The organism is Dialister histaminiformans (assembly GCF_900103425.1).
Taxonomy (GTDB): Bacteria; Bacillota; Negativicutes; order Veillonellales; family Dialisteraceae; genus Allisonella; species Allisonella histaminiformans.
Map to the genome: position 1 here is coordinate 1 of NZ_FMXA01000006.1, position 25,036 is coordinate 25,036.

A 25,036-nucleotide genomic window follows, 5' to 3' on the forward strand; every position below is an offset into this window, starting at 1 on the left:
CGGATCAACGGTGTACCAGTTGTCACGCCAGTGGCACGGCTGGAAAGCCGCATCCGGAAGGGATAAACGCTGAAAGCATCTAAGCGTGAAGCCCACCCCGAGATGAGACTTCTCATCAGAAATGAGTAAGACTCCTTATAGACTATGAGGTTGATAGGCCGCAAGTGGAAGCGCAGCGATGTGCGGAGCGATGCGGTACTAATAAGTCGAGGTCTTAACTTAAGATTTCACAACGCGACCGAAGCCAAGAGCTTCAGTGATACTTCTATATAGTTTTGAAGGAACAACCTTCAGATATGGTGGCAATAGCTGTGAGGATACACCCGTTCCCATGCCGAACACGGAAGTTAAGCTCACAAACGCCGAAAGTACTTGGCTGGAAGCGGCCTGGGAGGATAGGAAGCTGCCAAATAAAAGAGACACCTGAAACGGTGTCTTTTTTATTTGGCCATCTTGTTGAGTCCCAGGCCAGGTGGCAATACTCATTAAAAAAGTTAAAGGATTCCGAGGGAAAAAGCGAAGGCCTGGTGAGGCGCGAAGACAAAGTATTGTCTTCGCGAGCCGCAAACCCTAAAGGAAAGAAATCCGGAGGATTTCCATAAGAATATTGCGGCTGGCAGTTGAATTGCTGAATAAAGAAACTCATCACAGAGATGTGATGAGTTTTTTTTTATTAAATCCCGGCCCGCCATTCATAGAAAATTCTTCGAATTTCCTCTTATATAGACTTGCGGGCAGCGACGACAATCCCTTGTCGTCGCTCCTACCAGGCCGCTAGGAGTTACATTGAGATGAATGGGTTAGGTTAGTCATATTTATGAGCCAAGTACTTTCTATGTACGGGAGTACATCAGCTGGCATGGATATAGGTGTCGCAAGAATGCCTATGACGACACTTTAGAAAAGGCCGGGCTACCATTTATAGGAAATCCATTCGGATTTCGATCCAGTTGAATGGTAGCCAGCAACGACAAGATGTTGTCGTTGCTCCCATGCCAACACGGAAGTTAAGCTTGTAAACAAATACATAGCGATCTTAACGCATCTTCTGCGTCACTGGAGTAAAATCCAAATCCAGGCGTAGTCATCTACAGCCTGAATCCGGATTTTCCTTCGGTCCTTGAATCTGCATTAACCTCGTATGTATTTGCATCTCTGTTCTTACGTCATAGAATTATGTTGGGCTGGCAGTTAAGTTGCTAACCATAATTTATTCTCCAGACTACGGGTTTCCAGAGATGTTAGATCGCTGATGAGCTTAACTTCAACCGTGTGTTGTTTATTTAAACGTTAAACGTCCTTGTCGATAAATTCTGTACATGATAATGTGTAATTTATTGTTGTTATTGATAATACATCAAATTAAATTTATAATAATTACATAATGATGAATTGCATTACTTTTTGCAATTTACCAGACAAATAGGATAAAGCAAGAATTAATTTAATTATGAGCTTGTTAACGTAGAATAAAACAAATGATGAAGGTAATTTAAATGGCCAAAAAAACAAAAGCAAACATTGGATTTGAAAAACAGATTTGGGATGCGGCTTGTGTTCTTTGGGGACATATTCCAGCTGCAGAATATAGAAAGGTAATTATTGGATTAATCTTCCTTCGATATATTTCGGCTGCTTTTGAAGCTAGGTACAAAGAACTGGTGAATGAAAAGGAAGGGTTTGAAAACGATCCTGATGCTTATACGGAATATAATATTTTCTTTGTCCCAAAGGAAGCTCGGTGGGAAACTATTTCCGCTGCAGCCCATACACCGGAGATTGGAAAAGTGATTGATGATGCCATGCGGGCTATCGAAAGCAACAATCACAAACTGAAAAATGTGTTGCCCAAAAATTATGCGTCCCCCGATTTAGATAAGAAAGTTCTGGGAGAGGTAGTGGATATTTTTACTAACGATATTGATATGTCAGATGCAGAAGCCAGTGAAGATTTACTGGGGCGTACATATGAATACTGCATTGCAAAATTTGCAGAAGAAGAAGGTGTTGGTGGAGGTGAATTCTATACCCCTTCCAGTATTGTAAAGACCCTTGTGTCTATTCTGAAACCTTTTGCCAATTCCCGCGTTTATGATCCTTGCTGTGGAAGTGGCGGAATGTTTGTGCAGAGTGAAAAGTTTATCGAAGCACACAGCCATATGCGGGGAGCTATTTCTGTCTATGGTCAGGAAGCTAACCCAGACACATGGAAGATGGCTCAAATGAATATGGCTATTAGAGGAATTGATGCTAATTTAGGTGCTTATAATGCAGATACTTTTACTAATGACCTCCATCCAACGCTGAAAGCAGACTATATTCTGGCCAATCCGCCATTTAACTATCATCCCTGGGGGCAGGAACAATTAAAGGAAGATAAACGGTGGCAATATGGGCTCCCCCCAAAAGGTAATGCAAACTATGCCTGGATTCAGCATATGATTTCACATTTAGCACCCAATGGCAAAATTGGGCTAGTACTGGCAAACGGGGCGCTCTCTACCCAAAGCAAAGGAGAAGGGGAAATCCGTAAAAATATCATCAATGCTGATTTAATTGAGGGAATCATTGCCATGCCTACTCAACTTTTCTATAGTGTGACCATTCCGGTTACTCTGTGGTTCATTACAAAAAACAAAAAGCAAAAGGGCAAGACATTGTTCATTGATGCCCGAAAAATGGGACATATGGTCGACCGCAAACACCGGGATTTTACCGATGAAGATATCCAAAAACTGGCTGCTACATTCTCTGCTTTCCAGAATGGGACACTTGAGGATGTGAAAGGTTTCTGTGCTGTTGCAACGACAGAGGATATTGCAAAGCAGGATTATATCCTGACTCCTGGTCGCTATGTGGGGATTGAAGAAAAGGCAGATGATGGAGAACCTTTCGATGATAAAATGAAACGGCTTACCAGTGAACTTTCAGAGATGTTTAAGAAATCCCATGAACTGGAAGAAGAAATCAGAAGGAAACTGGAGGCAATTGGATATGAAATTTAAACTTTCAGATATTTGTTCTTATCGGAAAGAAAAGATTGCAGTTTCAGAATTATCTAGGAAAAACTATATTTCTACGGAAAATATGCTTCCAGACAAAAATGGAATAACTGTTGCTACAGCACTTCCTAAAACAGTTCAAACTCAAAAATATAAAAAAGGAGATATTTTAGTATCCAATATCAGGCCATATTTCAAAAAAATATGGTTTGCCAAGGGGAATGGTGGATGTTCTAATGATGTGCTTGTCTTTAGTGCCAAAAATGGTATAGATTCACACTTTCTCTATTATCTTCTTGCCGATGATTCGTTTTTTGAGTACTCAATGGCAACAGCTAAAGGGACGAAAATGCCCAGAGGAGATAAAAAGGCATTGATGAAATATGAAGTGCCTGATTTTGATTTAAATGAACAGCATAAGATTGTTGGTGTGTTATCAGCTATTGATGGCAAAATTCAGCTAAATAATCAGATAAACAAGAATTTAGAGCAGCAAGCTCAGGCTATTTTCCAAGAAAGATTTCAGCATCACGATAAACTGCCTGAAAGATGGAAAACGATGACACTTGCCGATGTCTCAATCATGAGTGCAGGTGGCGATAAGCCAAACACAATCTCCTCCCAGAAAACAAGCGAATATCAATATCCTATCTATTCCAATGGCATTAGCAATGATGGGCTTTATGGTTACTCGTCAGACTATAAATTTGATACTGAAAGTGTAACTGTTTCCGCAAGAGGAACTATTGGCTTTGTATGTCTTCGACACATTCCATATACGCCAATTGTACGTCTTGTGACATTGATTCCTCATACAAACCTCGTATCTGCAAAGTACCTGTATCTATGGCTTAAAAGCATACCGATTCATGGGACGGGTACTACGCAACAACAACTAACTGTTCCTGATTTTCGAAAGACAGAAATAATAGTTCCATCAGAATCGGAAATGCGTAGTTTTACAGATACTGTAACGCCCTTTTATCAACAAATATGGGCCAATCAAGACGAGAGTACCAAACTTGCTGATATTAGAGATTCTCTACTGCCAAAGCTTATGTCCGGCGAGATTGACGTCTCTGATATCGACCTTTAAGCCACATATAAATTCTTGTTTATGTTATAACTCCTACCAACGGCGGGAGTAACAATCTACAGAACTGCCGTTGAAGTCGTTCTCTGGAATAATTATGGAAGGAGAATTGACACAATGAAAGATATTATCAAGCAAGAAGTTGTGAAACGGTTGTTGCCACTTTTTAATAATGCACAGATAAAGGCGTTGGACCGTACTCTGGAAATTGTTCTTGGAAAATATATGGAGAGCAAGCCTGATAATGATGAAATTAGCAGTAAGGAGCTGTTGCATAAGTTTCTGGAAGCAAAGAGAATCGAAGGTTGTTCCGAGAAAACGCTGGTCTACTATCAGAATACGATAAATAGGATGTTTTCGAATATCGGTAAGGATGTGATGCACATTATGACCGAAGATTTAAGATCGTATTTGACGGATTACCAAAGGCATAATAATCTCAGCCGGGTAACTATTGATAATGTGCGCCGAATTCTTTCCAGCTTTTTCTCATGGCTTGAGGATGAGGAATACCTCATAAAAAGCCCAATTCGTAGAATTCATAAAATCAAGACAGTTGTCAGCATCAAGGACACGTATTCTGATGAAGAATTGGAAAGGATGCGCGACAGCTGCCGGGAAAAACGGGACCTTGCTTTGATTGATATACTTGCATCGACAGGGATGCGTGTTGGAGAATTGGTCTTGTTGAATCGGACAGATATAGATTTTAATGGTCGGGAGTGCAAGGTGTTTGGTAAAGGCAACAAAGAAAGGATAGTCTATTTTGATGCCCGGACAAAGATTCATTTACAGGAGTATCTTGAAAACCGAACTGATGATAACGAGGCACTTTTTGTTAGTTTGAAGGCGCCATATTCCCGTCTGACAATCAGCGGAGTGGAATCAAGGGTTAGAAAAATTGGTAAACGGCTGCATATCGATAAGGTACACCCTCACAAGTTCCGGAGAACCCTTGCTACAAAGGCAATTGATAAAGGTATGCCGATTGAGCAGTTACAGCAACTTCTGGGGCATAAACGGATTGATACAACGCTACAATATGCGATGGTGAAACAGAGTAATGTGAAGTTGGCTCATAAAAAATTTATAGGATAGAAGGTTATAATATTGGGAAAATGGAAGATATGTGAATTAGGAAATCTTATTAAATTTCAGAGAGGGCATGATTTGCCTAAAAGCAAAATGGTGGCTGGAAAATATCCAGTAGTTGGATCTAATGGAATTATAGGTTGGCATAATGAATATACAACGGAAGCTCCATCTATCACTGTAGGCAGAAGTGGGAATGTAGGTAATCCTTTTATTTATTATGGTAGATCTTGGTCACATAACACTACTTTATATATCAAAGAATACAAAAATACAGATCCAGTATTTATTTATTATTTTCTGAAGACCCTAAATTTAAGCAATTATGCTGGTGGTAGTGCTGTTCCTACATTAAATCGTAACCATATTCATACTTTAAAAGTTTCAGTGCCAGAAACAATTGAAGAACAACATAATATTGGAATGTTCCTTAAACTATTTGATGATAAAATTCAGCAAAATATACGCATAAACAAGAATTTATATGCGGATTAGAAGTCGATGCTAGAGACATCGATCTCGCCGGACATGAGTTTCGGAAGTAAAGCATCGCGAATACCAGAAAGTCTTCTGTTTTCTGCTTCAAGCATAGCTTGCTGTTCAAAAAGCGGTTTACAGAATTCGCTAAACATACGCAGAGTTTCATTATCAGGGATTACGGCAGGAACAGATTTCATGCCTGAGCCAGAAATCTCCTTGAATGTAGATCCTGAAGCCATCCCCTCAATGGTTGGCAAGGCTTGCTTAAGGAAGAAATACATAAAAGCAGTACCGACATTAGTATTGGGAATGACTGATTTGAAACCCTGATTAGTCGTTACGACGTTTGATGCAATGGCTATGTATCCAATTGGTGCTCTTGAGCTGAACAGCACAGTTCCTTCCGGCATTTTCGTCGCACTGCTATTTGAAAAGCCAATGTCAGAAATATCATTCTCACCATGCGAGATGAACTTTGACTTATCAACAGATAGATCCTTTGGTGTAATCCACGGAATTCCATGCTCAGAATAGTATTCTGGATGTTTCTTGGAGGGAGTTCCTCCACCAACCACAGTACCGAGATCAGAAAGAGTTCCCTGCGGCCAAGCGGGATCGGCATTTGCAATAAATCGGTCAAGGAAATAGGCCTGCGCTTGGTCCTCTAAATTCTTGTTTATCTTCCGTAAAACAATAAATTCCAATATATAAAGGAGTTGAAATATATGTCAGATTCCTACAAGGAAGCGGACTATGAAAATACTATTATAGAACTGTTTCAAAATATGGGATACCAATATGTATATGGACCAGATGTGGAGCGGAATTATAAGGACCCTTTTTATGAAATAGATTTGGAGGATTCTATACGCCGAATTAATCCCCGTATGCCGGCAAGTGCCATTCATGAAGCACTTTTCAAACTGAAAAACTTTGAGAATGCTCATCTGGTGCAGAAAAATGCCCTCTTTATGAGCTATATCCAGAATGGGATAGAAGTTCGGTACTTACAGAATGGTGAAGAACGTTCTGGTTTGGTCTATCTGGTAGATTATAAAAATCCTGACAACAACTCCTTTGTTATTGCAAACCAATGGACCTTTATTGAAAACAGTGAAAAACGGCCGGATGTATTGCTGTTTTTAAACGGGATGCCCATTGTGCTAATGGAATTAAAATCCCCATCTCGGGAAGAAACGGACGCATCGGAAGCTTATCGACAGATTCGGAATTACATGCATGAAATTCCTTCTATGTTTATTTATAACTGTATCTGTGTCATGAGCGATCATCTGACTTCAAAGGCTGGGACGATTACATCCGGAGAAGACCGGTTCATGGAATGGAAAACCAAAGATGGCAGTTATGAAAATACCCAGTATGCCCAGTTTGACACGTTCTTTGAAGGAATTTTTGATAAGAAGAGATTACTCGATATTATTAAGAACTTTATCTGTTTCTCCAATGAAGGGGTAAAACAATTTAAAATTCTGGTGGGATACCATCAGTATTTTGCTGTTCGTAAAGCCATTGAGTCAACGAAAAAAGGGGTGGCTACCGATGGTAAAGGGGGCGTTTTCTGGCATACTCAAGGCAGCGGTAAATCCCTTTCCATGGTATTTTATGCGCACTTACTGCAGGAAGCTCTGAATTCGCCTACCATCGTTGTGATTACGGATAGAAATGACTTGGATGATCAACTATATGGACAATTTGTAAAATGTAAAGAGTTCCTCAGGCAGAACCCGATCCATGCAGAAAGTCGAAAAAATTTAAGGGAATTACTGGAAGGTAGAAAAGCTAATGGTATTATTTTCACGACCATGCAAAAGTTTGAGGAATCTAATGAACCTCTCTCAGAACGGCATAATATCATTGTTATGGCAGATGAGGCGCATCGGAGTCAGTATGGTCTGAAAGAGAAAATTAATTCCAAAACAGGTGAAATTAAAATAGGCTCCGCCAGAGTTATACGTAATAGCCTGCCCCATGCAACTTATATTGGGTTTACGGGGACACCTATTGCGTTAAAAGATCGGAATACACGGGAAGTTTTTGGGGATTATATTGATATTTATGATATGACCCAGGCAGTAGAAGATGGAGCAACAAGGCCTGTTTATTATGAAAGCCGGGTTATCAAATTAAAGCTGGACAAGAAAACTCTTGCTTTGATTGATAAAGAATATGACCTGATGGCTTCCAATGCCGATCCGTTTGTTATTGAACAGAGTAAAAAAGAATTAGGGCAAATGGAAGCTATCCTGGGGAATGACAAAACTATTGATTCTCTGGTTAAAGATATTCTGGATCATTACGAACATAATCGAGAACATTTATTAACCGGAAAAGCTATGATTGTAGCCTATTCCCGGCCTATTGCCATGAAGATCTATCATAGGATTCTGGAATTACGTCCTGATTGGAATGAAAAAGTGAAAGTTGTTATGACAGGCTCCAACAAAGATCCGGAAGAATGGGCTAAAATTATCGGGAATAAATATCATAAAGACGAATTGGCGAAAGAATTCAAAGACAATGACAGCCCATTTAAAATTGCTATTGTAGTTGATATGTGGCTCACTGGCTTTGACGTTCCATCTCTGGCAACTATGTATATTTATAAACCCATGAGAGGATACAATTTAATGCAGGCTATCGCCCGGGTAAATCGGGTGTTCCGGGATAAAGAGGGCGGCCTTATTGTTGATTATGTAGGGATTGCTTCAGCTTTGAAAGAAGCCATGAACGATTATACCGCCAGGGATAAAAAGAACTATGGGAATATGGATATTGCCAAGGCTGCATATCCTAAATTCCAGGAAAAATTGTCTATTTGCCAGGATCTTTTCTACGGTTATGATTACTCTGATTTTCTGCATGGAAGTAATCTGGAACGCTCCAAAGCCATTAGCGGTGCGGTGAACTTTATTGTTGGTGTTAGTAAAAAAGATGAGAGAGAAAACTTCCTGAAAGAAGCCCTTTTGCTGAAGCAGTCGTTATCTCTGTGTTCTTCTCTTGCAACAGAAGATGAACGGATTGAAGCGGCTTTCTTTGAATCTGTACGCGTATTGGTTGGGCGATTGATGAACCAAGGTAGAGGAAAGAAAATTTCACTGCCTGAAATGAATGCTCGGATTAATGAGCTTTTGAAAGCCAGTATTAAGAGTGAAGGGGTACTGAATCTTTTCCAGGGAGCAGGGGAAGACTTTTCGTTGTTCGATCCAAAATTTCTGGCCGAAATTGCCAAGATGAAAGAAAAAAACCTGGCGGTAGAACTACTGAAGAAACTTATTGCCGATCAGGTAAGCGTTTATAGAAGAACTAATGTGGTTAGGTCAAAAAAATTCAGTGAGATGATGCAGCAGGCGATGAATCGGTATTTGAATGGCATGTTGACCAATGAGCAGGTAATTGAAGAACTGTTGCAAATGGCCAAACAAATTCAAACCGCACGAAAAGAAGGGGAAAAACTCGGATTAACATCAGATGAATCAGCCTTTTATGATGCTTTGACAAAACCAAGAGCGATTAAAGATTTTTATCAAAACAATGAACTGATTGCTATGACAAAAGAGTTAACAGATGCATTACGTAGAAATCGCACGGTTGATTGGCAGAAAAGAGACAGTGCCAGAGCCAAAATGCGTATGATGATTAAGAGACTCCTAAAAAAGCATAAGTACCCACCGGAAGGAATGGGGGATGCTGTACAGACAGTTATGACTCAGTGCGAGTTATGGGCAGATAACAATGATATGGAAGATAGATCTTCTAATGCTTCTTATTGGAGAAAAGCTTATGCAGATGAATACTGTGAGGTAAACAAAGCAGCAGAACCCGGTATTGAATATAATACATAAAGAGTAGAGATAAAAAATGAGTAAAGGCTGAATACAGCAAAAATTAAATAAGGGAAGGTAAATGATGAGAATTTTGGATATATTGATGGTCATATTGATACTAATAAGCATGTATTTTTGGACTTTCAAAAAATTGCCGTCGAAGGACTGATATCAGGGATTATACTGGGCTTTTATTTTGGCTGGCGATTAAATAATGGAAACCATCATTAAAATCATGATAGTGACTGAGAAGTAGCTCTACATGGTATATAGGGATAGTTTTTTACTACATATATAGGCGTTCAGGAAAGAAGCACAAAGAAAAGCTGAAAGCCTATGCATGCAATCCCTCAGGATAGGTGGTAAGGTTATGGATAAGAATAATCAGGCGGTTCAGATAGCTTTGGATAATATGTATGGCAAAGTGCGCCCTTTTGGGTATTTATTCTATGGAGATGAGCAGAAGGGACTTACCTGCCAGCCGGTACCACAGTTTGCCGGGATTCATACGCTGGAAGAATTGTTTGCCGTACTGGAACAATGCTGGGACCAGGAGACGGCATATCCTTCCTGTCAGGAAGAATGGGTTCCGGAGGATCCGTCTTTTGGGCAGTGTGCGATTACCGCTATGCTGGTGCATGATATGTTTGGTGGCACTATTCATAAGATTCGTGGAGATGGTGGAGGAACACACTATTTTAACCGGCTGAACGGAAAGTATGTGGATTTAACGAGGGAACAGTTTGATCTCTATAATTTGCCGGTGGCCTATGAACCAAACCAGGAGATACCGAGAGAGTTCTGTGGCAGAAACAAAAATACGTTGATGCGTTATCATCGGTTGCAGTGGAATATCATGCTGTATCTGGGGACGGCTATTTTGCAAAAATGAAATATTGAGAGGGAAAGCCTGTATCTTTTGATGAGTCTGGCAGATAGGCTTATCTTTATATTTCAGCTTTTCTGTCCCCAGAATAGGATATTTCCTAAAAGTTTAATTTTACTAATTTTGTAATAAAGTGTGGTATAAAGAGTTATTTATTTTACCATATTGCTATTAATTCGCCTACACCGTATAATAAGAAGTGAATTATAAACGTAAATTTATTTTTACGTATATACTATTATAGGTTTATATGATTATATTGTGTATTTCTTATGAATACAGAAGGGGTTTAACATGGCATTAACAGATACCAAAGAAATGTTCAGAAAAGCATATGAAGGTCATTATGCGATTGGGGCATTTAATGTAAATAACATGGAAATCATTCAGGGGATTATGGAAGCAGCTCATGAAGAACAGTCTGCGGTTATTCTTCAGGCTTCCGAAGGTGCCAGAAAGTATGCAGGCTCTCCATACATTGTTGATTTGGTAAAGACAGCGGTACGTCAGTATCCTGAAATTCCGGTAGCTCTCCATCTGGATCATGGTTCCTGCTTTGAAGTGTGCAAGGACTGTATTGATGGTGGATTTACTTCTGTCATGTTTGATGGCTCCAAGCACCCATTTGAAGAAAATGTGCGCATTACTAAACAGGTTGTTGAATATGCACATGCCCATGGGGTAGTGGTAGAAGCGGAACTGGGACGTCTTGCCGGTGTAGAAGATATGGTCAGCGTAGATGCCAAGGATGCTATTTTTACGGATCCGGAAGAAGCGGCTGAATTTGTAGCGCTTACCGGTTGCGATTCTCTGGCTATCGCTATTGGTACCAGCCATGGTGCATATAAGTACAGCGGGGAACCTTATCTGGATTATGAACGTCTGGAAAAGGTAGGTAAGCTGCTTCCGAATTATCCAATTGTTCTCCATGGTGCATCCACGGTTATTCCGGAATATGTAGCTAAGTGCAATGAATTTGGTGGCAAGGTACTGGGAGCTAAAGGGGTTCCGGAAGATATGCTCCGCAAGGCAGCAACCATGGCCGTATGCAAGATTAATATCGATACAGATATCCGCCTGGCCATGACTGCAGCTATCAGAGAAAGTCTGGTTAAGCATCCGGAAAATTTTGACCCGCGTTCTTACCTCAAGGCTGGACGTCAGGCAGTAAAGGATATGGTAAGCCATAAGATTCAGGCAGTAGTAGGTTCTTCTCACTCTATTTAATGGGGAAGGGGAAAATCTCAGCTATGGCAATACAAAACGGTAGAAGCAAAATGTGCTTCTACCGTTTTTCGATGGGAGACAGGGAGTTGGCCATTCAGACTTCCTCAAAGTACAGAATATGTGGATTATCCCTGAGCTGGCTTTTAAATCTAATTTTCTGGCTGCGTCTGGGAAGCTGCATGCTGACTACGGCTACGATGAGCTGCTGACCAGACTGGTCTTTGCTGAAATCGAAATCATATAATTTTACATGCAGCTCTTTAAGGAATCTAAGGAAATAACGGACATCCTCATTGGTTTTAAATTCAATGTACAGATTCAGGCTGCGGGAGTTCCTTCTGAATTTTTTATCCAATGGCCCGAGAACACGATAGACAAAGAGAATAAGGATGAATGCAGGAATTACGCATTCAATGAATCCGAAACCGACTGCCAGTCCCACACCTGCACTGGCCCAGAGCCCGGCAGCGGTAGTAAGTCCCACTACTCGGCTTCTCATGGTGACGATAATTGTACCAACCCCCAGAAAACCGATGCCGCTGATTACCTGAGCGCCCATACGGGTGATATCGATATTGGAGCCGGGAAACTGATAAAAAGCAAATTCATTGACAATGATGGCCAGTGCGGCGCCCATGCAGACCAGGGCATGGGTCTTAACCCCTGCCTCCTTATTTTTTGCTTCCCTGTCAAGGCCTATGATTGTGCCTGCCAGCGTGGCAATAATGAGACGAGCGATAACGGAGGGGATGCTCCATAAATGGAAAAACGTTATGATTGCTGTCATGTGCATACCTCCTGTTCTATGAACTGCCATGATGTATTGTAAAAACATTGTAAAATATATAATGATATGGTAGCAAAACGGAACAGGGGATGCAATGGATGAAAGTTCGCTCCTGGAGAGGATTCTTAGTGTATAATGAGTGAGGCTGTATATAGGATGGCCAGGTTATGCAAATTTTATTGCATGGTTTGGAAAAATACTGATTCGTATAGCTTCTTATATGGTAAAATAAAGAATGTCACATTGTGCATATGCACAGGAAATGAGTTAGAAAAATTTCAGACACCTGGTCTGAAATATAAGGTATATTAGGAGAAGGCAAAGGGAATGAAGTCATTTTCCAGATCGGCAAATCATATAGGCATTGATATGGGTTCTTCACAGACCCGTATTTTTTCAGAGAATCGCTTGCTTTTGGATGAACGAACTGTTGTTGCAGTAGATAGCAAGACGAATGAGATGGTCGGGTTCGGTACAGATGCGATTATCCGTTATCATAGCAATCCACAGCGGATACGGCTGGAATGGCCAATCAGAAATGGAGCTATGGTGGATTATTATTACACCAAGGGAATTCTGACCTATTTTCTGAAAAAGGTTTTAAAGCAGGCACTGGCACGTCCGGAAATCGTTCTGTCCATTTCCAGCGGACTTAGTTCTGTAGCCAGACATGCGCTGATTGATGCGGTTATGCATGCCGGGGCACAGAAGGCATTCCTGCTTCCTGTAGCGGCTGCGGCTGCGTTGGGACAGGGAATCCGCCTGGATACCCCGGATGTGGTTCTGTCCATGAATATCGGGCAGGATGTGACTGACTGCGGTATGTTTTCCTGCGGCGGTGTGATCGCGCAGGAACAGGTGGTCTTTGGCGGACGTACGATTAATGAAGGAATTCAGGCCTACATGCGGGAGAGCCTGCAGATTATCATCGGAATGGATGAGGCTGAATCCATTAAGCAGGACATGGTCTCTGTGGTGGAAGATGGACTGGATATGACATTCGCGGTGCATGGCCGGCGTGTAGTGGATGGAGTCTCTGTGGTTATGCAGATGACTTCCTCCCGAATGTATCCGATAATTCAGATGTATCTGGAACCGGTGGCTGAACTGGCAGAACGCATTATCCGTCAGGCATCTCCGGATATGGCGGAAGACCTGCTTAAGCATGGATTGCTGTTAACCGGGGGTACGGCCAGACTTTCCGGACTGGATAAATGGCTTGCCAACCGTCTGGGTATTCCGGTAAGAGTACCGGAACATGCGGAAATTTCCGCAGTTATGGGATGTAGTCGTACACTGGATGAATATAAAAAGATTCCGGACCTTATTGAGAGTGGCGAGAAATATTACGGGAGGAATTAGCCTTGTTCTTTTTTGGAAAACGTAAAATTATTACTGCCGTTTGCTTTTTTGTATTTATGGCTGTATGTGGCTGGTTCTGGAGAAACAGAGAGACAGTAAGTTTTGTTTCTCAGCCGCTGTCTACAGCAGAGGCTCCTTTCCAATATGGAACCAGTCAGATATCCTTACTGGCCCGGTACGGCGGGGCAACGATTGGGCAGATTATTAATCACTGGAAAGAAGTGGATACCCTTCGCCATGAAAATGCCAATCTTAAGGCTGAACAGGCAGCGTACAGTGAAATTCTGGCAGAAAATATCCGTCTGAAGGGAATGCTTAATTTTAAACAGACCTATACCCAGTACAGCATGCTGGGCGCTAAGGTCATTGCCAAGGATTATAACAGCTGGACAAATACCATTACCATCGACAGAGGATCCAGTGATGGTGTAAATAAATATATGCCTGTTATTGTGCCACAGGGGGTAGTTGGTTTTGTAAGCTCAGTCAGCCGGTACACGTCTCAGGTACAGCTTCTGGTGGATCCGCGTACGGCCATTGGGGGGATTGTACAGAGACCGGAATCCCGTGTAGCCTCTATTCTCAAGGGCGATGGGAACAATTCCGATTTCCTTGTGTTCGGAAACATTCCTAAGGAAGCGGACGTTATTAAGGGAGACACCATTGTAACCTCCGGATATGGCGGAGTATATCCTAAGGGATTGCTTATTGGGACGGTAAGCCAGGTCTCTGCCGATGGTTCTGGGGTATCTCTGGCAGCTTTGGTCAAGCCGGCAGTTGATTTTACAAAGGTTGAAGAAGTATTTATTATTACCAATTCTGTTCAAAAGGTAAATCCAGGCGATATCAATAACCAGATTCCAATCAAGGAACCGGCTATGAATCCGAATGAACAGCAGGCATCGGATGGAGATACACCGGTTGTACCGGCTAAAGGGGAATAGACATGAGCAGTTTTAGTATGATAGTTACAGGTTTTCTGCTGTTTCTGATTCAGTGGTCTGTATTTCCTTTTCTGTTCAGCGCGCAGTGGCAACCTGATTTATGGCTTACTGTCATGGTCATGAGCACACTTATTTATGACAAGAAGACCGTTTTTATCTGGGCGGTGGCAGGAGGAATTATTCAGGATCTTACATCAGGAAGTTCTGTGGGATTCCATCTGTTTAGCTACCTTGTGATAGCGTCACTGTTTTACTGGGGAGGCAGAAGGCGTTTTAACAGGCATTGGTATGTTTCCTGCATTGCTGTGATGGCAGGGACGCTTCTTGGTCAGATAATTTTTGCTATCGTGGCAGCGATTTCTGGCGAATGGGTATCTGTTCCAGCATATATTGCTTTTAAATGTGCGCCCCTGATGCTGGTGAATGGGCTAGCGGCCATATGCCTGCATCGTATACTCTGGAGCATTAGAATTGAGGGGGATCCGCAGTGGTAAATAAAGATAAGATTCCTGCATTTCTGGAAAGGTTTAAAAAGAAAAAGGAAGAATCCCGGTATACTAATATTATGTATGCCATAGTCTGCGTTCTCTGTGTACTGGGAGCCCGCCTGTTCTGGATGCAGATTATAGAAGGCTCTTATTACAAGAGTGAAGCGGATGGAAACCGCATACGCCATCTTCCGGTACAGGCAGCCCGAGGGGTAATGTTTGACCGCAATGGGCAGATTATGGCGGGATCCCGCAGCGCATACAGTGTGGTTCTGCCTGATGATTTCAAGAAAAATAAGATAAGTGACGCAGAACTGAACCGGCTCTCACAGCTGATTCAGATGCCTGTGGCGGACATAAAGCAGAAAATTGAAGATAACAAGAAGGCCTTTGGCGGCCTGGTTATTGCCAATGATGTAGGTATTGATGTAGCCACACAGATTGAAGAACGCAGGGATGATTATCCGAATTTCATTATCGAAGTCCGTCCGCTCCGTGTATATCCGCTTAATGATGCAGGCGGTCAGATTCTCGGTTATGTCGGAGAAGCAGGGCCAAATGATAAGGATGCAGAAGGTAATCCATATCAGCTGGGTACTATTATCGGCCGTGCCGGTCTGGAGGCGGAATTCAATCCGTACCTGGAAGGGAAGAATGGGAACAAGCTGGTGGAAGTTGATGCTTCCGGGCGTCCAGTAAAGACATTTGACGGGATACCGGTTTCCCAGGGGCATAATATCCGGCTCACTCTGGATAGCCGTATTCAGCGTGCGGCAGAAGATGCTATCAAAGAACAGATGGCTAAACTGGGAAGTACCAGCTCCTTTGCAACCGGCGCTTCGGCTGTAGCCATGGATCCACAGACTGGTGCTATTCTGGCCATGGTCAGCTGGCCGAGTTATGACTCCAATCATTTTAGTCAGGGAATTACTGCGGCGGAATGGAAAGACCTGATTAATAATCCGAATCATCCAATGCAGAACCGTACGATTTCCTCTGTATATCCACCAGGATCTACGTTTAAGGTTATTACGGCTTCGGCAGCACTGGAATCCCATGTCACTACGCCGGGCGAGAGAATATTTGATAGCGGCAAGCACTGGCTGATTCCTAAGAGAAACGCTCAGGGGGAAGCTTTTGGCTGGATTAACTTCTATGATGCTATGGCTAAGTCCGATAATGTATATTTCTATGAAATGGGACGTCGTCTGGGTATTGATCGTCTGTCCGCCATGGCCCGTGCCTACGGTATTGGCCGAAAGACAGGAATTGATCTGCCAGGGGAAGCGGCAGGCAACATGGCCAGCGCAGAATACAAGAAGAAGGTTTTCCATGAATCCTGGTATCTGGGCGAAACATTTGATGCGGCTATTGGTCAGAGCTATACTCTGGTCACTCCGTTGCAGATGGCTGTGGTATATTCGGCTATTGCCAATGGAGGGTATCTGTACCGTCCTTACATGGTGAGCCGTATTGATAACTTTGATGGTACCCCGCTTAAGATTTATTCACCTCAGGTAGTGGGGACCGTACCGGTTTCCAAGACAAATCTGGAAATCATCCGCCGGTCACTACGCGGAGTTATGCAGCCTGGCGGTACAGGTGGATTCATGTTCTCGAATTATCCAATTCCGATTGCCGGTAAGTCAGGGACAGCGCAGACACATGGCGTGGATAATGGCTGGTTCATTGCCTTTGCTCCATATGACAAACCGCAGATTGTTGTGGTAGTTATGTTTGAACACAGTGGTTTCGGTTCTCAGTCAGCAGCTCCTGTAGTTAAAAAGATGATGGATGCTTATTTCCGCGTGGGAAGCTATCAGAATGCAACGGCTGACACCTCAGCTACGCTTGACACGGATACATCCGGAAAGGAAGGAGGACAGATATGAGTCGTTTAACGGCCATTATGTCCGGTAAGGGTGGGGTTGGTAAAACAACACTGACGGCAGCCCTGGGTATTACACTGGCTCGGATGGGGAAGAAGGTTCTTCTTCTGGATGGTGACCTGGGATTGTGTAATCTGGATCTGATACTCGGTGTCAGCGACAGAGTTCGCTTCAATATGTATGATATGGCACTGGGAAAATGTTTCTCTGATGAAGTGATTGTACCCGTAGAGACCAACCTGGACTTTATGGCCGGTTCGTCTGAATATACATGGGATACGGTATTTGAGGGAGCTGTTGATACGGTTCTCGAAGATATGGATGGTCAGTATGATTACATCCTCCTGGACTGTCCGGCCGGGTTAGGCCGTGGGATTACGTATGCAGAGACGCATGCCAATGACGCCATTATTGTTCAGGTGCCTACCCGTTCCAGTGAACGGGATGCACACCGTCTGAAAAAGGAACTGTCAGGGAAAATACCTATATGGATTATAGGAAATGAATTCGTTTGGAATGATGAACAGTTTCTTAGCCCGTCCGATTTTGTAAGGTCTGTTGATGTACGGGATCTTCTTGGCATTGTGCCCCGTACAGTAAAGGCCGGGACATTATCCAATCAGGGAAAGTTTGGCACGAATTCGGATTGGGGAATTTTTGGAGAGGCCATGCGTATTGTGGCTAAAAATTATGTGCATTTCCGTTTTTATCCACAGTCTACATGGAATAAGCTTATTCAGCAGGCTAGAACAGAAGGAATTCCGGCTGATAGTAGTGTTAACAAAAAGAAACAGCAGGAAAAAGAGAGTCTTCTGGCGAGGATGGTATATAAATGGGGAAGAAGAAGGTGGTAACTGATGCATGAATTTCTGAAATTTGTTAAGAGGCTGGACTGGACACTTCTCCTGGCTATTCTGGCTATCAGCATTCTGAGTCTGATGATTATTGCCAGTGCCACCCATGCCAATAATGGACAGTATTCTTTTGTTATCAAGCAGAGTGTATTCCTGCTGGTAGGACTCTGTGCGGCTGGTGTACTGACTTATTTTGATTTTCATCTGCTTGATAAATATGCAAAAATCATTTATGTGGTCAACCTGGTGTTATTGGTCATTGTAAAGTTTGCTGGTACCAGTGCACTGGGGGCACAGCGCTGGATTCAGATTGGGCCGTTTACTTTGCAGCCGTCTGAATTTGCCAAGTTGTTTATGATCATATGTCTGGCCCGTCTGCTTTCTCAGCACCCGGAAGGTTTCCATACCTGGAAGAGTCTTCTTCCGGTTATAGCGCTTATGGGCCCTCCATTTGTGCTGGTGCTTATTCAGCCGGATCTGGGGACCAGTCTGGTATTTGCGGCTATTACATTTGGTATGCTGTACGTCAGCGGATTTTCCATGAAGATTGTAAAGCAGATTATGGCTGTATTTGTTGTTTCACTGCCGGCCATATGGTTCTTTCTTCTTCATGACTATCAGAAAATGCGAATCCGCGTACTGTTTGATCCTAATGTAGATCCCTATGGTTCGGGCTACCATGTCATTCAGTCGAAGATTGCCATTGGCAGCGGTGGATTTTTTGGAAAAGGTCTGTTTGCCGGCACGCAGAGTCAGCTGAACTTCCTTCCGGAAAATCACACGGACTTTATCTTTTCCGTAGTAGGAGAAGAACTCGGATTTGTAGGGGCCATGTTCCTTTTGTTCCTGTTCTTCATTGTGCTGTATCGTACATTGCTGATTGCCAGAAATACCACTGACCGGTTTGGCTCCCTTATGGCTGTAGGGATTATGTCCATGTGGCTGTTCCAGGTACTTATCAATGCAGGCATGACGCTGGGGATTATGCCGGTAACTGGTATTCCATTCCCATTTATGAGTTATGGCGGCAGTGCACTGGTTATGAATTTTATGTGTGTAGGCCTTCTTATGAATATATTTATGAGAAGACAGAAACTTCTTTTTGAATAGTCGGTAATATAATCATTGCAGGGTGAAAGTGGATGCAGGAAATATATATTTCCGCATCCATCTTTTTAAAAGTACAAAAGGAGCAGAAGGAAATGAAGCAGATTTTACTGGAATGTCTTCCTGATGAAACTGCCATGGCGGTTCTGAATGATGGAGTCCTTACGGAGTTTGAAGTAGAGCGTCCGCATGAAACCAGTCTGGTAGGGCGTATATATGCAGGAACCGTGAAAAATTCTGTTCCTTCGCTGAAGGGGCTTTTTATTGACATAGGGGAAAAGAAGAATGCGTTTCTGCGTTTGAATAACTGGCCTCAGCACAGAAAAAAGCCGACGGTAGGCATGTCGGTTCTGGTACAGGTGATAAAAGACAGCACCGATACCAAGGGACCTCTGGTCAGCGGGGAAGTGAGTCTGCCTGGGCGATATGCCGTACTGGTAGCCGATACGGATTATATCGGAGTGTCCAGAAAGATTGAGGAGGAAGCAGAGCGCATGCGGCTGAAGCAGCTGGGGGAAGCATGCTGTCCTGAAGGATGCGGGCTCATCATACGTACAGCCGCCAGAGAGGGAAATGAGGAGGCCGTAAAGAGAGAGTTTATGCATCTGGCATCTACTTGGAAAATTATTGAGAGACGTCTCAGAATAGAAAAGGCGCCGGTACTGCTGTACCGTGGAAGCGACCTGGTGGTTCGCTGCCTCAGGGATTATGCAGATATGGAGACTGAAATCATTGTGGACGATGCAGAGACGGAAAAACGTCTCCTGTCAGTGAACCAGTCAGAACAGGTCGTAAAATCGGAAAATATACATCTCTATGAAGGAGCTGTGCCGATTATGAAACGCTATGGAGCGGCCGATTCCATTCAGCAGCTCTTTGAACGGCAGGTGAATCTTCCATCCGGCGGCTCTATTGTGATTGACTATACGGAAGCGCTGACAGCGATAGATGTCAATTCCGGATCTTTTCATGCCAAAGGCATGCCCCATGGGGAGGTGGCTTATCTCATCAATAAGGAAGCGGTTCCTGAGATTGCCCGGCAGATCCGTATACGGGGAATCGGGGGAATTATTATGATTGACTTTATTGATATGGATCATGACTGGCAGAAGGAAAACATAGTTAAGAGGCTCAGAGAAGCTGTTTCATCCGATAAAGTAAAAACCGTGGTATGCGGAATGACTTCTCTTGGACTTGTGGAAATGACACGTAAGCGTACAGCCTACCGGTTGGAGCATGTGTATTATGACACCTGTCCCTGCTGCAAGGGCAGCGGGCTGTCTGTATCTGCTGAGTCCGTAGTCATCCGGATTCACCGGGAGCTTAAGATGAGAAGGAAAATGGGGAATTTTCAGTCATCCCTGAGGATTGAATGTCATCCGGCTGTGGCACGCCGGCTTCAGACGGAGGAAGAACAGCACCGGCTCCATACCTGTTTCCATGTAAAACCGATTATCAAAGCCAGAGAAGATATGGCTATCGAAGTATTCAGTATTCTGTCAGAATAAGTATATAGATATTGTTGTAGCGGAAAGGCTGACCTGAAAAGGGCAGCCTTTTCTTATTGTGATTTGCCATAAAATAACTAAAAATAGTTATATTGGAAATAAAAAGTAATAAAAAATGGTAATAAACGACTATTGTTATGAATGTCATGTTTACTTATAATGTAAGCATAAGAACTAAGAAAGTGGCCGAGCGAAGGCCATAACCCCGGGATTAACGGGAGGATGGAGGGACATATGAGAAAAGTAACAGTAGCCGCTACTCAGATGGCTGTAACCTGGAATAGAGAGGAATCTATAAAAAATGCAGATAAACTGGTTCGTCAGGCAGCGGCTAAGGGAGCTCAGGTTATTCTGATTCAGGAATTATTCGAAACTCCGTATTTTTGTCAGACGCAGGATTTTAAGTATCTGGATCTGGCTACTTACCCTGATGAAAATCCGGCGATCCGCCATTTCCGCTCCGTGGCCAGAGAGCTGCATGTAGTGCTTCCCATCAGTTTCTTCGAACGGCATGGAAATACGCAGTTCAATTCCGTGGCAATGATTGATGCAGATGGAGAAGTGCTGGGAATCTATCGCAAGACACATATTCCGGATGGACTTCCTTATGCAGAAAAGTTTTATTTCACCCCGGGAGATACTGGATTCAAAGTGTGGAATACGGCGTATGGCAAGATTGGTGTAGGTATCTGCTGGGATCAGTGGTTCCCGGAAGCGGCTCGTGCTATGGCCCTTATGGGGGCAGAAATGCTTCTTTATCCTACGGCCATTGGAAACGAACCATATCTGGAAAAGGATTCCCGCAAACACTGGTGCAACGTAATGAGGGGGCATGCCGCTGCTAATATGATGCCGGTCATCGCTTCCAACCGCATTGGCAGAGAAGTACCTGAAGGAAACCCGGATAGCCAGGGCATGGTTTTCTATGGAACATCCTTTATTGCGGATCAGCACGGGGAGCTGATGGTACAGGCAGATGACCATAGCGAATGTGTGCTTACTGCAACATTTGATCTGGATGAGCTGGCTGATGAACGACGACAGTGGGGGATTTTCCGTGACCGAAGACCGGAAATGTATAAGATTATCACAACCCATGGCGTGAATCGCTGAGTAGTACCCCACCTGATTTTTCAGGCAGGGAAAAGGAGGGGCAATCGATGTCTCAGATTATTAAAGGCTCAACACCTGCAGAAGATGGATTTTATATGCCTGCGGAATTTTCTCCTCAGGATGAAGTGTTTATGGTATGGCCGGAACGGACGGATAACTGGAGAAATGGTGCAAAACCTGCTCAGGCAGCCTATGCAAGGGTAGCAAAGGCTATTTCGGAATTTACACCGGTAACCATGATGGTGAGCACAAAGCAATTTGCTCATGCGCGGGAAATTCTGCCACCGGAAATCCGGGTAGTGGAAGTATCAACCGATGATGCCTGGTGCCGTGATACCGGTCCTACCTTTGTAATAGACGGAAAGGGACACAGAAGGGCAATTGACTGGACATTTAATGCCTGGGGCGGCTTGGTAGATGGCCTGTACTTCCCGTGGAATCAGGATGATATGGTGGCCGGCAAAGTCTGCGAGATGACCCGTACGGACCGGTATAGAACGGATGATTTCGTTCTGGAAGGCGGTTCCATTCACGTGGATGGAGAAGGCACAGTGCTGACTACGGAAATGTGTCTTTTGAGCCCCGGCAGAAATCCGGACATGACCAGAGAAGAAATCGAGGAAAAGCTTTGCGAATACCTGAATTGTGAAAAGGTTATCTGGTTAAAAGATGGTATTGATCCGTATGAAACCAATGGGCATATTGATGATGTGGCCTGCTTTATTGCCCCCGGAGAAGTGGCATGTATCTGGACAGATGATTCGTCTCATCCGTTCTATAAGGAAGCGCAGGCGGCTTATCAGGCTCTGTCGCAGGCTGTGGATGCCAAAGGCAGAAAACTGAAGGTGCATAAACTGACACTTACGGCCAAGCCGGTTTTGCTGGAAGGTGCTGATACCATTGACCGGGTACCCGGAACCGCACCGCGCCAGGATGGGGATTTGTGTATTGCCTCTTATATGAATTTCCTGATTACCAACTCTGGTGTCATCGTTCCTCAGTATGAGGATGAAAATGACCAGCTGGCACTTGACCAGATTCAGGCCATGTTCCCGCATCATAAGGTGGTTGGGGTGGACACCCGTGAAATTGTCTATGGCGGCGGTAACATCCACTGCATTACCCAGCAAATGCCATCGGATGAAAAATGAATTTTCATACTGCTGAAAACCTGCACAGGGCGTGCAGGTTCTTTGGCGTATCAAAGTTTTGGACACATCGGTGATATTTTAATTATGAGAGAGGTGACTCTATGCTGACCAACAGCGACTGGATGATAATCAATGCCATTACCTATAAGATTCAGTCTATTGAAAATTTTGATGATATGCGGATGGAAGTAATGAGACAGCTGGGACATCTGATTCCCTATGACAGCAGTTCTTTTTATCTCAGTTGTCCTGGACGGCCGGAGCAGCTTATGCGTCCACTGGGAATTAATTATCCTCGGGATGATATGGAAAGCTACATACAGAAATTCTGTCATATCGACTATTCTGAGGGGCTTATGATGACCGGAAAGAATATAGCCTACAGAGAAAGCGATATTATTGAAGAGGCTGTTCGAGTAAATTCAGAGTATTATCGAGCAGTATACGTTCCTCATGGCTGGCATTATTCTATTCATCTTAATCTGTGCTATAAAGAAGAATTTCTGGGAATCCTGTCTTTTTTTCGCCAAAAGGGAAAGGAAAATTTCTCTTATGATCATGTGCAGGTTCTGGATATGATTAAAGATCATCTGGCCTATCGTATGGACAGAGAACGGGTACGAAAGCCTTCTATTGAGCATGTGCCTGGTTATACCACGCTGAGCAAGAGGGAGCGGGAAATTGTTCATGCATTGCTTACCAGAAAGACACCGGAAGAACTGGCAGATGATCTGTCCATATCTATTAACACGCTGAATAAGCATATAAGCCATATATACCATAAACTGGGGATACGGGGGCGCATGCAGTTGTTCGATTATGCAGAATGAAAATATGAAAAGTTAACATACAATACCCGCATCATAATCAGCAATTCTGGAATGGATTATGAAATATGAGTCGAGAATTCTGTGGTAAAAAGCAGGTTTTGCGAAACGTCGCAAAACCTGCTTTTTTGATGGGTAAGCACAAGTATCTACATAGTTAAACAAATTTATGAAATGTTTGACATCGGGGGGGGTAGATATATAATCTATCTAACGAAATTCTAAACTTTTTTATTACGAAAAGGGGCTTACTGAGCATGTTAGTAAATAAAAGAACAAAGTGTAGGGCTATCCTGGCAGCGGCTGTGTTGACAGGATTTTCTTATGCTTCCGTTTATGGTGCGGATATTACTTCTCCGTTGAGTATTACCGACAAGGATGCTGTGGTTAATGAAAATATAAATGTTGGGATAACTCCGGGGAATTCGGCATTTCATGTAGTGAATATCGATAAATCGGCATCTGGAGGAACTGTTCGGATTAACAGCCAGAAGATAAATGCGGATATTCATAATGCAACAGGCCCACAGCTTCGGATTGATGGGATTATTACCAATACCGGTTCTGTTGATAAGAACAGTTACAGATTAACAAATGCCAGTATAGGCTATGAGGGAACCGTCGATTTAGCAGATGGTCTTACAATTACGGTAGATGGGACAGGAACCTGCCCTAAGATAGCTGGCATTTATGAAAATGGATTTGAGTCATTATACAGATCTTTTGGGAGAGGCAGTCTTAATACAGGAAAACCGGCTAATCTGACTTATAATCTTGGGGATAATACTACCATTATGATGCATGGTCAGGATATAGTTACACAAGAACCGGATCCCTTTTCACAATCTGTGTATTATAGTCAGACGGGGATTATAAATGATGGCGGCATTATGAATGCAGGGGACAACCTGAATATTACCAGCGACGTTCAGGGGATATATACGCTGAATGCTTCAGGGATAAATAATACTAAATATGGACAAATGCATATAGGGGATAATGCGGTGATTAAGGCCAGTGGCACGTTAGCTAAATTAAGTTCAGGCTATGGGGCGGAAGTGTATGGGATTATCAGTCGTCATAATCATGCATGGGAAGACGAATCTACCAATAAAGGACGCCAGCTGATTACCCTTGGGAAAAATGCAGAGATAACGGTAGATTTCAATAGCCAGGGGACAGCTGCAGGATCACCTGCTTCTATCATGGAGGCAGCTATATACTTGTCTACTACCGATTTTACAGCGGATAACCATCTTCATCTGATTACCACACAGGAAAACAGCGGCATTGGTACCTATGGACTGGTTGCCTGGAATCAGTGCAAGGCAAACATAGGAGATGATTTCCAGGTGGATGTAACGACAAAAGGGAAATGATA

Annotated in this window: 20 protein-coding genes and 2 rRNA genes; 20 read left to right on the forward strand and 2 right to left on the reverse strand. The window is 43.2% G+C overall.

Translation table 11 applies throughout. From position 1 onward, the window contains the following. The 6 genes from BLQ79_RS02540 to BLQ79_RS02565 form a co-directional block, all read left to right on the forward strand. Positions 1 to 222 (forward strand): 23S ribosomal RNA (locus BLQ79_RS02540); the annotation flags it as partial. Between the two features lie 73 nt (positions 223 to 295). Then, positions 296 to 412 (forward strand): 5S ribosomal RNA (gene rrf / locus BLQ79_RS02545). 1,084 nt (positions 413 to 1,496) lie between these two features. Beyond that, the gene (locus tag BLQ79_RS02550) at positions 1,497 to 3,005 is read left to right on the forward strand and encodes a type I restriction-modification system subunit M (protein ID WP_091363526.1); all 1,509 of its coding nucleotides are present in this window, start codon (positions 1,497 to 1,499) and stop codon (positions 3,003 to 3,005) included. Beyond that, positions 2,995 to 4,098, forward strand: coding sequence for a restriction endonuclease subunit S (locus BLQ79_RS02555; RefSeq protein WP_091363529.1), 1,104 nt, complete (start codon positions 2,995 to 2,997; stop codon positions 4,096 to 4,098). Before BLQ79_RS02550 ends, BLQ79_RS02555 begins: the two co-directional genes overlap by 11 nt. Before the next feature lie 114 nt (positions 4,099 to 4,212). Further along, positions 4,213 to 5,193, forward strand: coding sequence for a site-specific tyrosine recombinase/integron integrase (gene xerA / locus BLQ79_RS02560; RefSeq protein WP_091363532.1), 981 nt, complete (start codon positions 4,213 to 4,215; stop codon positions 5,191 to 5,193). Positions 5,194 to 5,205: 12 nt separating this feature from the next. Beyond that, positions 5,206 to 5,682: a restriction endonuclease subunit S gene (locus BLQ79_RS02565; protein ID WP_159427820.1), complete on the forward strand. Its 477-nt coding sequence runs from the start codon at positions 5,206 to 5,208 to the stop codon at positions 5,680 to 5,682. Here BLQ79_RS02565 and BLQ79_RS02570 read toward each other — a convergent pair. Further along, positions 5,679 to 6,371: a restriction endonuclease subunit S gene (locus tag BLQ79_RS02570; RefSeq protein WP_234944898.1), complete on the reverse strand. Its 693-nt coding sequence runs from the start codon at positions 6,369 to 6,371 to the stop codon at positions 5,679 to 5,681. The two genes, BLQ79_RS02565 and BLQ79_RS02570, sit on opposite strands and share 4 nt — an antisense overlap. Positions 6,372 to 6,392: 21 nt before the next feature. On the opposite strand from BLQ79_RS02570, the gene BLQ79_RS02575 reads away from it, so the two are divergent. The 3 genes from BLQ79_RS02575 (at position 6,393) to fba (ending at position 11,625) form a co-directional block, all read left to right on the forward strand. Next, positions 6,393 to 9,530, forward strand: a complete 3,138-nt coding sequence (locus BLQ79_RS02575; RefSeq protein ID WP_091363538.1) for a type I restriction endonuclease subunit R — start codon at positions 6,393 to 6,395, stop codon at positions 9,528 to 9,530. Between the two features lie 352 nt (positions 9,531 to 9,882). After that, the gene (locus BLQ79_RS02580; protein ID WP_091363541.1) at positions 9,883 to 10,404 is read left to right on the forward strand and encodes a YunG family protein; all 522 of its coding nucleotides are present in this window, start codon (positions 9,883 to 9,885) and stop codon (positions 10,402 to 10,404) included. A gap of 288 nt (positions 10,405 to 10,692) precedes the next feature. Then, positions 10,693 to 11,625 (forward strand): class II fructose-1,6-bisphosphate aldolase, encoded by a 933-nt coding sequence (fba, locus tag BLQ79_RS02585; protein WP_091363543.1) that lies wholly within the window; start codon positions 10,693 to 10,695, stop codon positions 11,623 to 11,625. A gap of 94 nt (positions 11,626 to 11,719) precedes the next feature. On the opposite strand, the gene BLQ79_RS02590 is transcribed toward fba, so the two are convergent. Continuing rightward, on the reverse strand, positions 11,720 to 12,412 hold the full coding sequence (locus tag BLQ79_RS02590; protein ID WP_091363545.1) for an MgtC/SapB family protein: 693 nt from the start codon (positions 12,410 to 12,412) through the stop codon (positions 11,720 to 11,722). 327 nt (positions 12,413 to 12,739) lie between these two features. On the opposite strand from BLQ79_RS02590, the gene BLQ79_RS02595 reads away from it, so the two are divergent. The 11 genes from BLQ79_RS02595 (at position 12,740) to BLQ79_RS02645 (ending at position 25,034) form a co-directional block, all read left to right on the forward strand. Continuing rightward, on the forward strand, positions 12,740 to 13,774 hold the full coding sequence (locus BLQ79_RS02595; RefSeq protein WP_091363547.1) for a rod shape-determining protein: 1,035 nt from the start codon (positions 12,740 to 12,742) through the stop codon (positions 13,772 to 13,774). A 2-nt stretch (positions 13,775 to 13,776) separates the two neighbouring features. Further along, positions 13,777 to 14,718 (forward strand): rod shape-determining protein MreC, encoded by a 942-nt coding sequence (gene mreC / locus BLQ79_RS02600; protein WP_091363549.1) that lies wholly within the window; start codon positions 13,777 to 13,779, stop codon positions 14,716 to 14,718. A gap of 2 nt (positions 14,719 to 14,720) precedes the next feature. Then, positions 14,721 to 15,212 (forward strand): rod shape-determining protein MreD, encoded by a 492-nt coding sequence (gene mreD, locus BLQ79_RS02605; RefSeq protein WP_091363551.1) that lies wholly within the window; start codon positions 14,721 to 14,723, stop codon positions 15,210 to 15,212. Beyond that, positions 15,206 to 17,098 carry a penicillin-binding protein 2 gene (gene mrdA / locus BLQ79_RS02610; protein WP_234944899.1) on the forward strand — a complete coding sequence of 631 codons (1,893 nt, stop codon included), beginning with the start codon at positions 15,206 to 15,208 and terminating at the stop codon, positions 17,096 to 17,098. The genes mreD and mrdA overlap by 7 nt, the downstream gene beginning before the upstream one ends. Next, complete coding sequence (locus BLQ79_RS02615) at positions 17,095 to 17,949, forward strand: AAA family ATPase (RefSeq protein WP_091363553.1); 855 nt, start codon at positions 17,095 to 17,097, stop codon at positions 17,947 to 17,949. Before mrdA ends, BLQ79_RS02615 begins: the two co-directional genes overlap by 4 nt. A gap of 3 nt (positions 17,950 to 17,952) precedes the next feature. After that, a complete protein-coding gene (rodA, locus tag BLQ79_RS02620; protein ID WP_091363555.1) occupies positions 17,953 to 19,059 on the forward strand; it encodes a rod shape-determining protein RodA in 1,107 nt (368 codons plus the stop codon). Between the two features lie 92 nt (positions 19,060 to 19,151). After that, positions 19,152 to 20,564: an Rne/Rng family ribonuclease gene (locus tag BLQ79_RS02625; RefSeq protein WP_159427821.1), complete on the forward strand. Its 1,413-nt coding sequence runs from the start codon at positions 19,152 to 19,154 to the stop codon at positions 20,562 to 20,564. A gap of 234 nt (positions 20,565 to 20,798) precedes the next feature. Next, positions 20,799 to 21,677 (forward strand): N-carbamoylputrescine amidase, encoded by an 879-nt coding sequence (aguB, locus tag BLQ79_RS02630; RefSeq protein ID WP_091363559.1) that lies wholly within the window; start codon positions 20,799 to 20,801, stop codon positions 21,675 to 21,677. 47 nt (positions 21,678 to 21,724) lie between these two features. Then, on the forward strand, positions 21,725 to 22,828 hold the full coding sequence (gene aguA / locus BLQ79_RS02635) for an agmatine deiminase (protein ID WP_091363561.1): 1,104 nt from the start codon (positions 21,725 to 21,727) through the stop codon (positions 22,826 to 22,828). Between the two features lie 101 nt (positions 22,829 to 22,929). Next, positions 22,930 to 23,658, forward strand: coding sequence for a helix-turn-helix transcriptional regulator (locus BLQ79_RS02640; RefSeq protein ID WP_091363563.1), 729 nt, complete (start codon positions 22,930 to 22,932; stop codon positions 23,656 to 23,658). Positions 23,659 to 23,912: 254 nt separating this feature from the next. After that, positions 23,913 to 25,034 (forward strand): hypothetical protein, encoded by a 1,122-nt coding sequence (locus BLQ79_RS02645; protein WP_091363566.1) that lies wholly within the window; start codon positions 23,913 to 23,915, stop codon positions 25,032 to 25,034. Positions 25,035 to 25,036 lie beyond the last annotated feature (2 nt).

Bases quoted from the DNA above. Each gene is read 5' to 3' on its own strand.
- BLQ79_RS02595 (WP_091363547.1), top strand. From the start codon at position 12,740: ATGAAGTCATTTTCCAGATCGGCAAATCATATAGGCATTGATATGGGT.
- BLQ79_RS02550 (WP_091363526.1), top strand. From the start codon at position 1,497: ATGGCCAAAAAAACAAAAGCAAACATTGGATTTGAAAAACAGATTTGG.
- rodA (WP_091363555.1), top strand. From the start codon at position 17,953: ATGCATGAATTTCTGAAATTTGTTAAGAGGCTGGACTGGACACTTCTC.
- BLQ79_RS02615 (WP_091363553.1), top strand. From the start codon at position 17,095: ATGAGTCGTTTAACGGCCATTATGTCCGGTAAGGGTGGGGTTGGTAAA.
- BLQ79_RS02645 (WP_091363566.1), top strand. From the start codon at position 23,913: ATGTTAGTAAATAAAAGAACAAAGTGTAGGGCTATCCTGGCAGCGGCT.
- aguA (WP_091363561.1), top strand. From the start codon at position 21,725: ATGTCTCAGATTATTAAAGGCTCAACACCTGCAGAAGATGGATTTTAT.
- xerA (WP_091363532.1), top strand. From the start codon at position 4,213: ATGAAAGATATTATCAAGCAAGAAGTTGTGAAACGGTTGTTGCCACTT.
- BLQ79_RS02640 (WP_091363563.1), top strand. From the start codon at position 22,930: ATGCTGACCAACAGCGACTGGATGATAATCAATGCCATTACCTATAAG.
- BLQ79_RS02555 (WP_091363529.1), top strand. From the start codon at position 2,995: ATGAAATTTAAACTTTCAGATATTTGTTCTTATCGGAAAGAAAAGATT.
- BLQ79_RS02575 (WP_091363538.1), top strand. From the start codon at position 6,393: ATGTCAGATTCCTACAAGGAAGCGGACTATGAAAATACTATTATAGAA.
- mreD (WP_091363551.1), top strand. From the start codon at position 14,721: ATGAGCAGTTTTAGTATGATAGTTACAGGTTTTCTGCTGTTTCTGATT.
- BLQ79_RS02580 (WP_091363541.1), top strand. From the start codon at position 9,883: ATGGATAAGAATAATCAGGCGGTTCAGATAGCTTTGGATAATATGTAT.
- BLQ79_RS02625 (WP_159427821.1), top strand. From the start codon at position 19,152: ATGAAGCAGATTTTACTGGAATGTCTTCCTGATGAAACTGCCATGGCG.
- aguB (WP_091363559.1), top strand. From the start codon at position 20,799: ATGAGAAAAGTAACAGTAGCCGCTACTCAGATGGCTGTAACCTGGAAT.
- BLQ79_RS02590 (WP_091363545.1), bottom strand. From the start codon at position 12,412: ATGACAGCAATCATAACGTTTTTCCATTTATGGAGCATCCCCTCCGTT.
- fba (WP_091363543.1), top strand. From the start codon at position 10,693: ATGGCATTAACAGATACCAAAGAAATGTTCAGAAAAGCATATGAAGGT.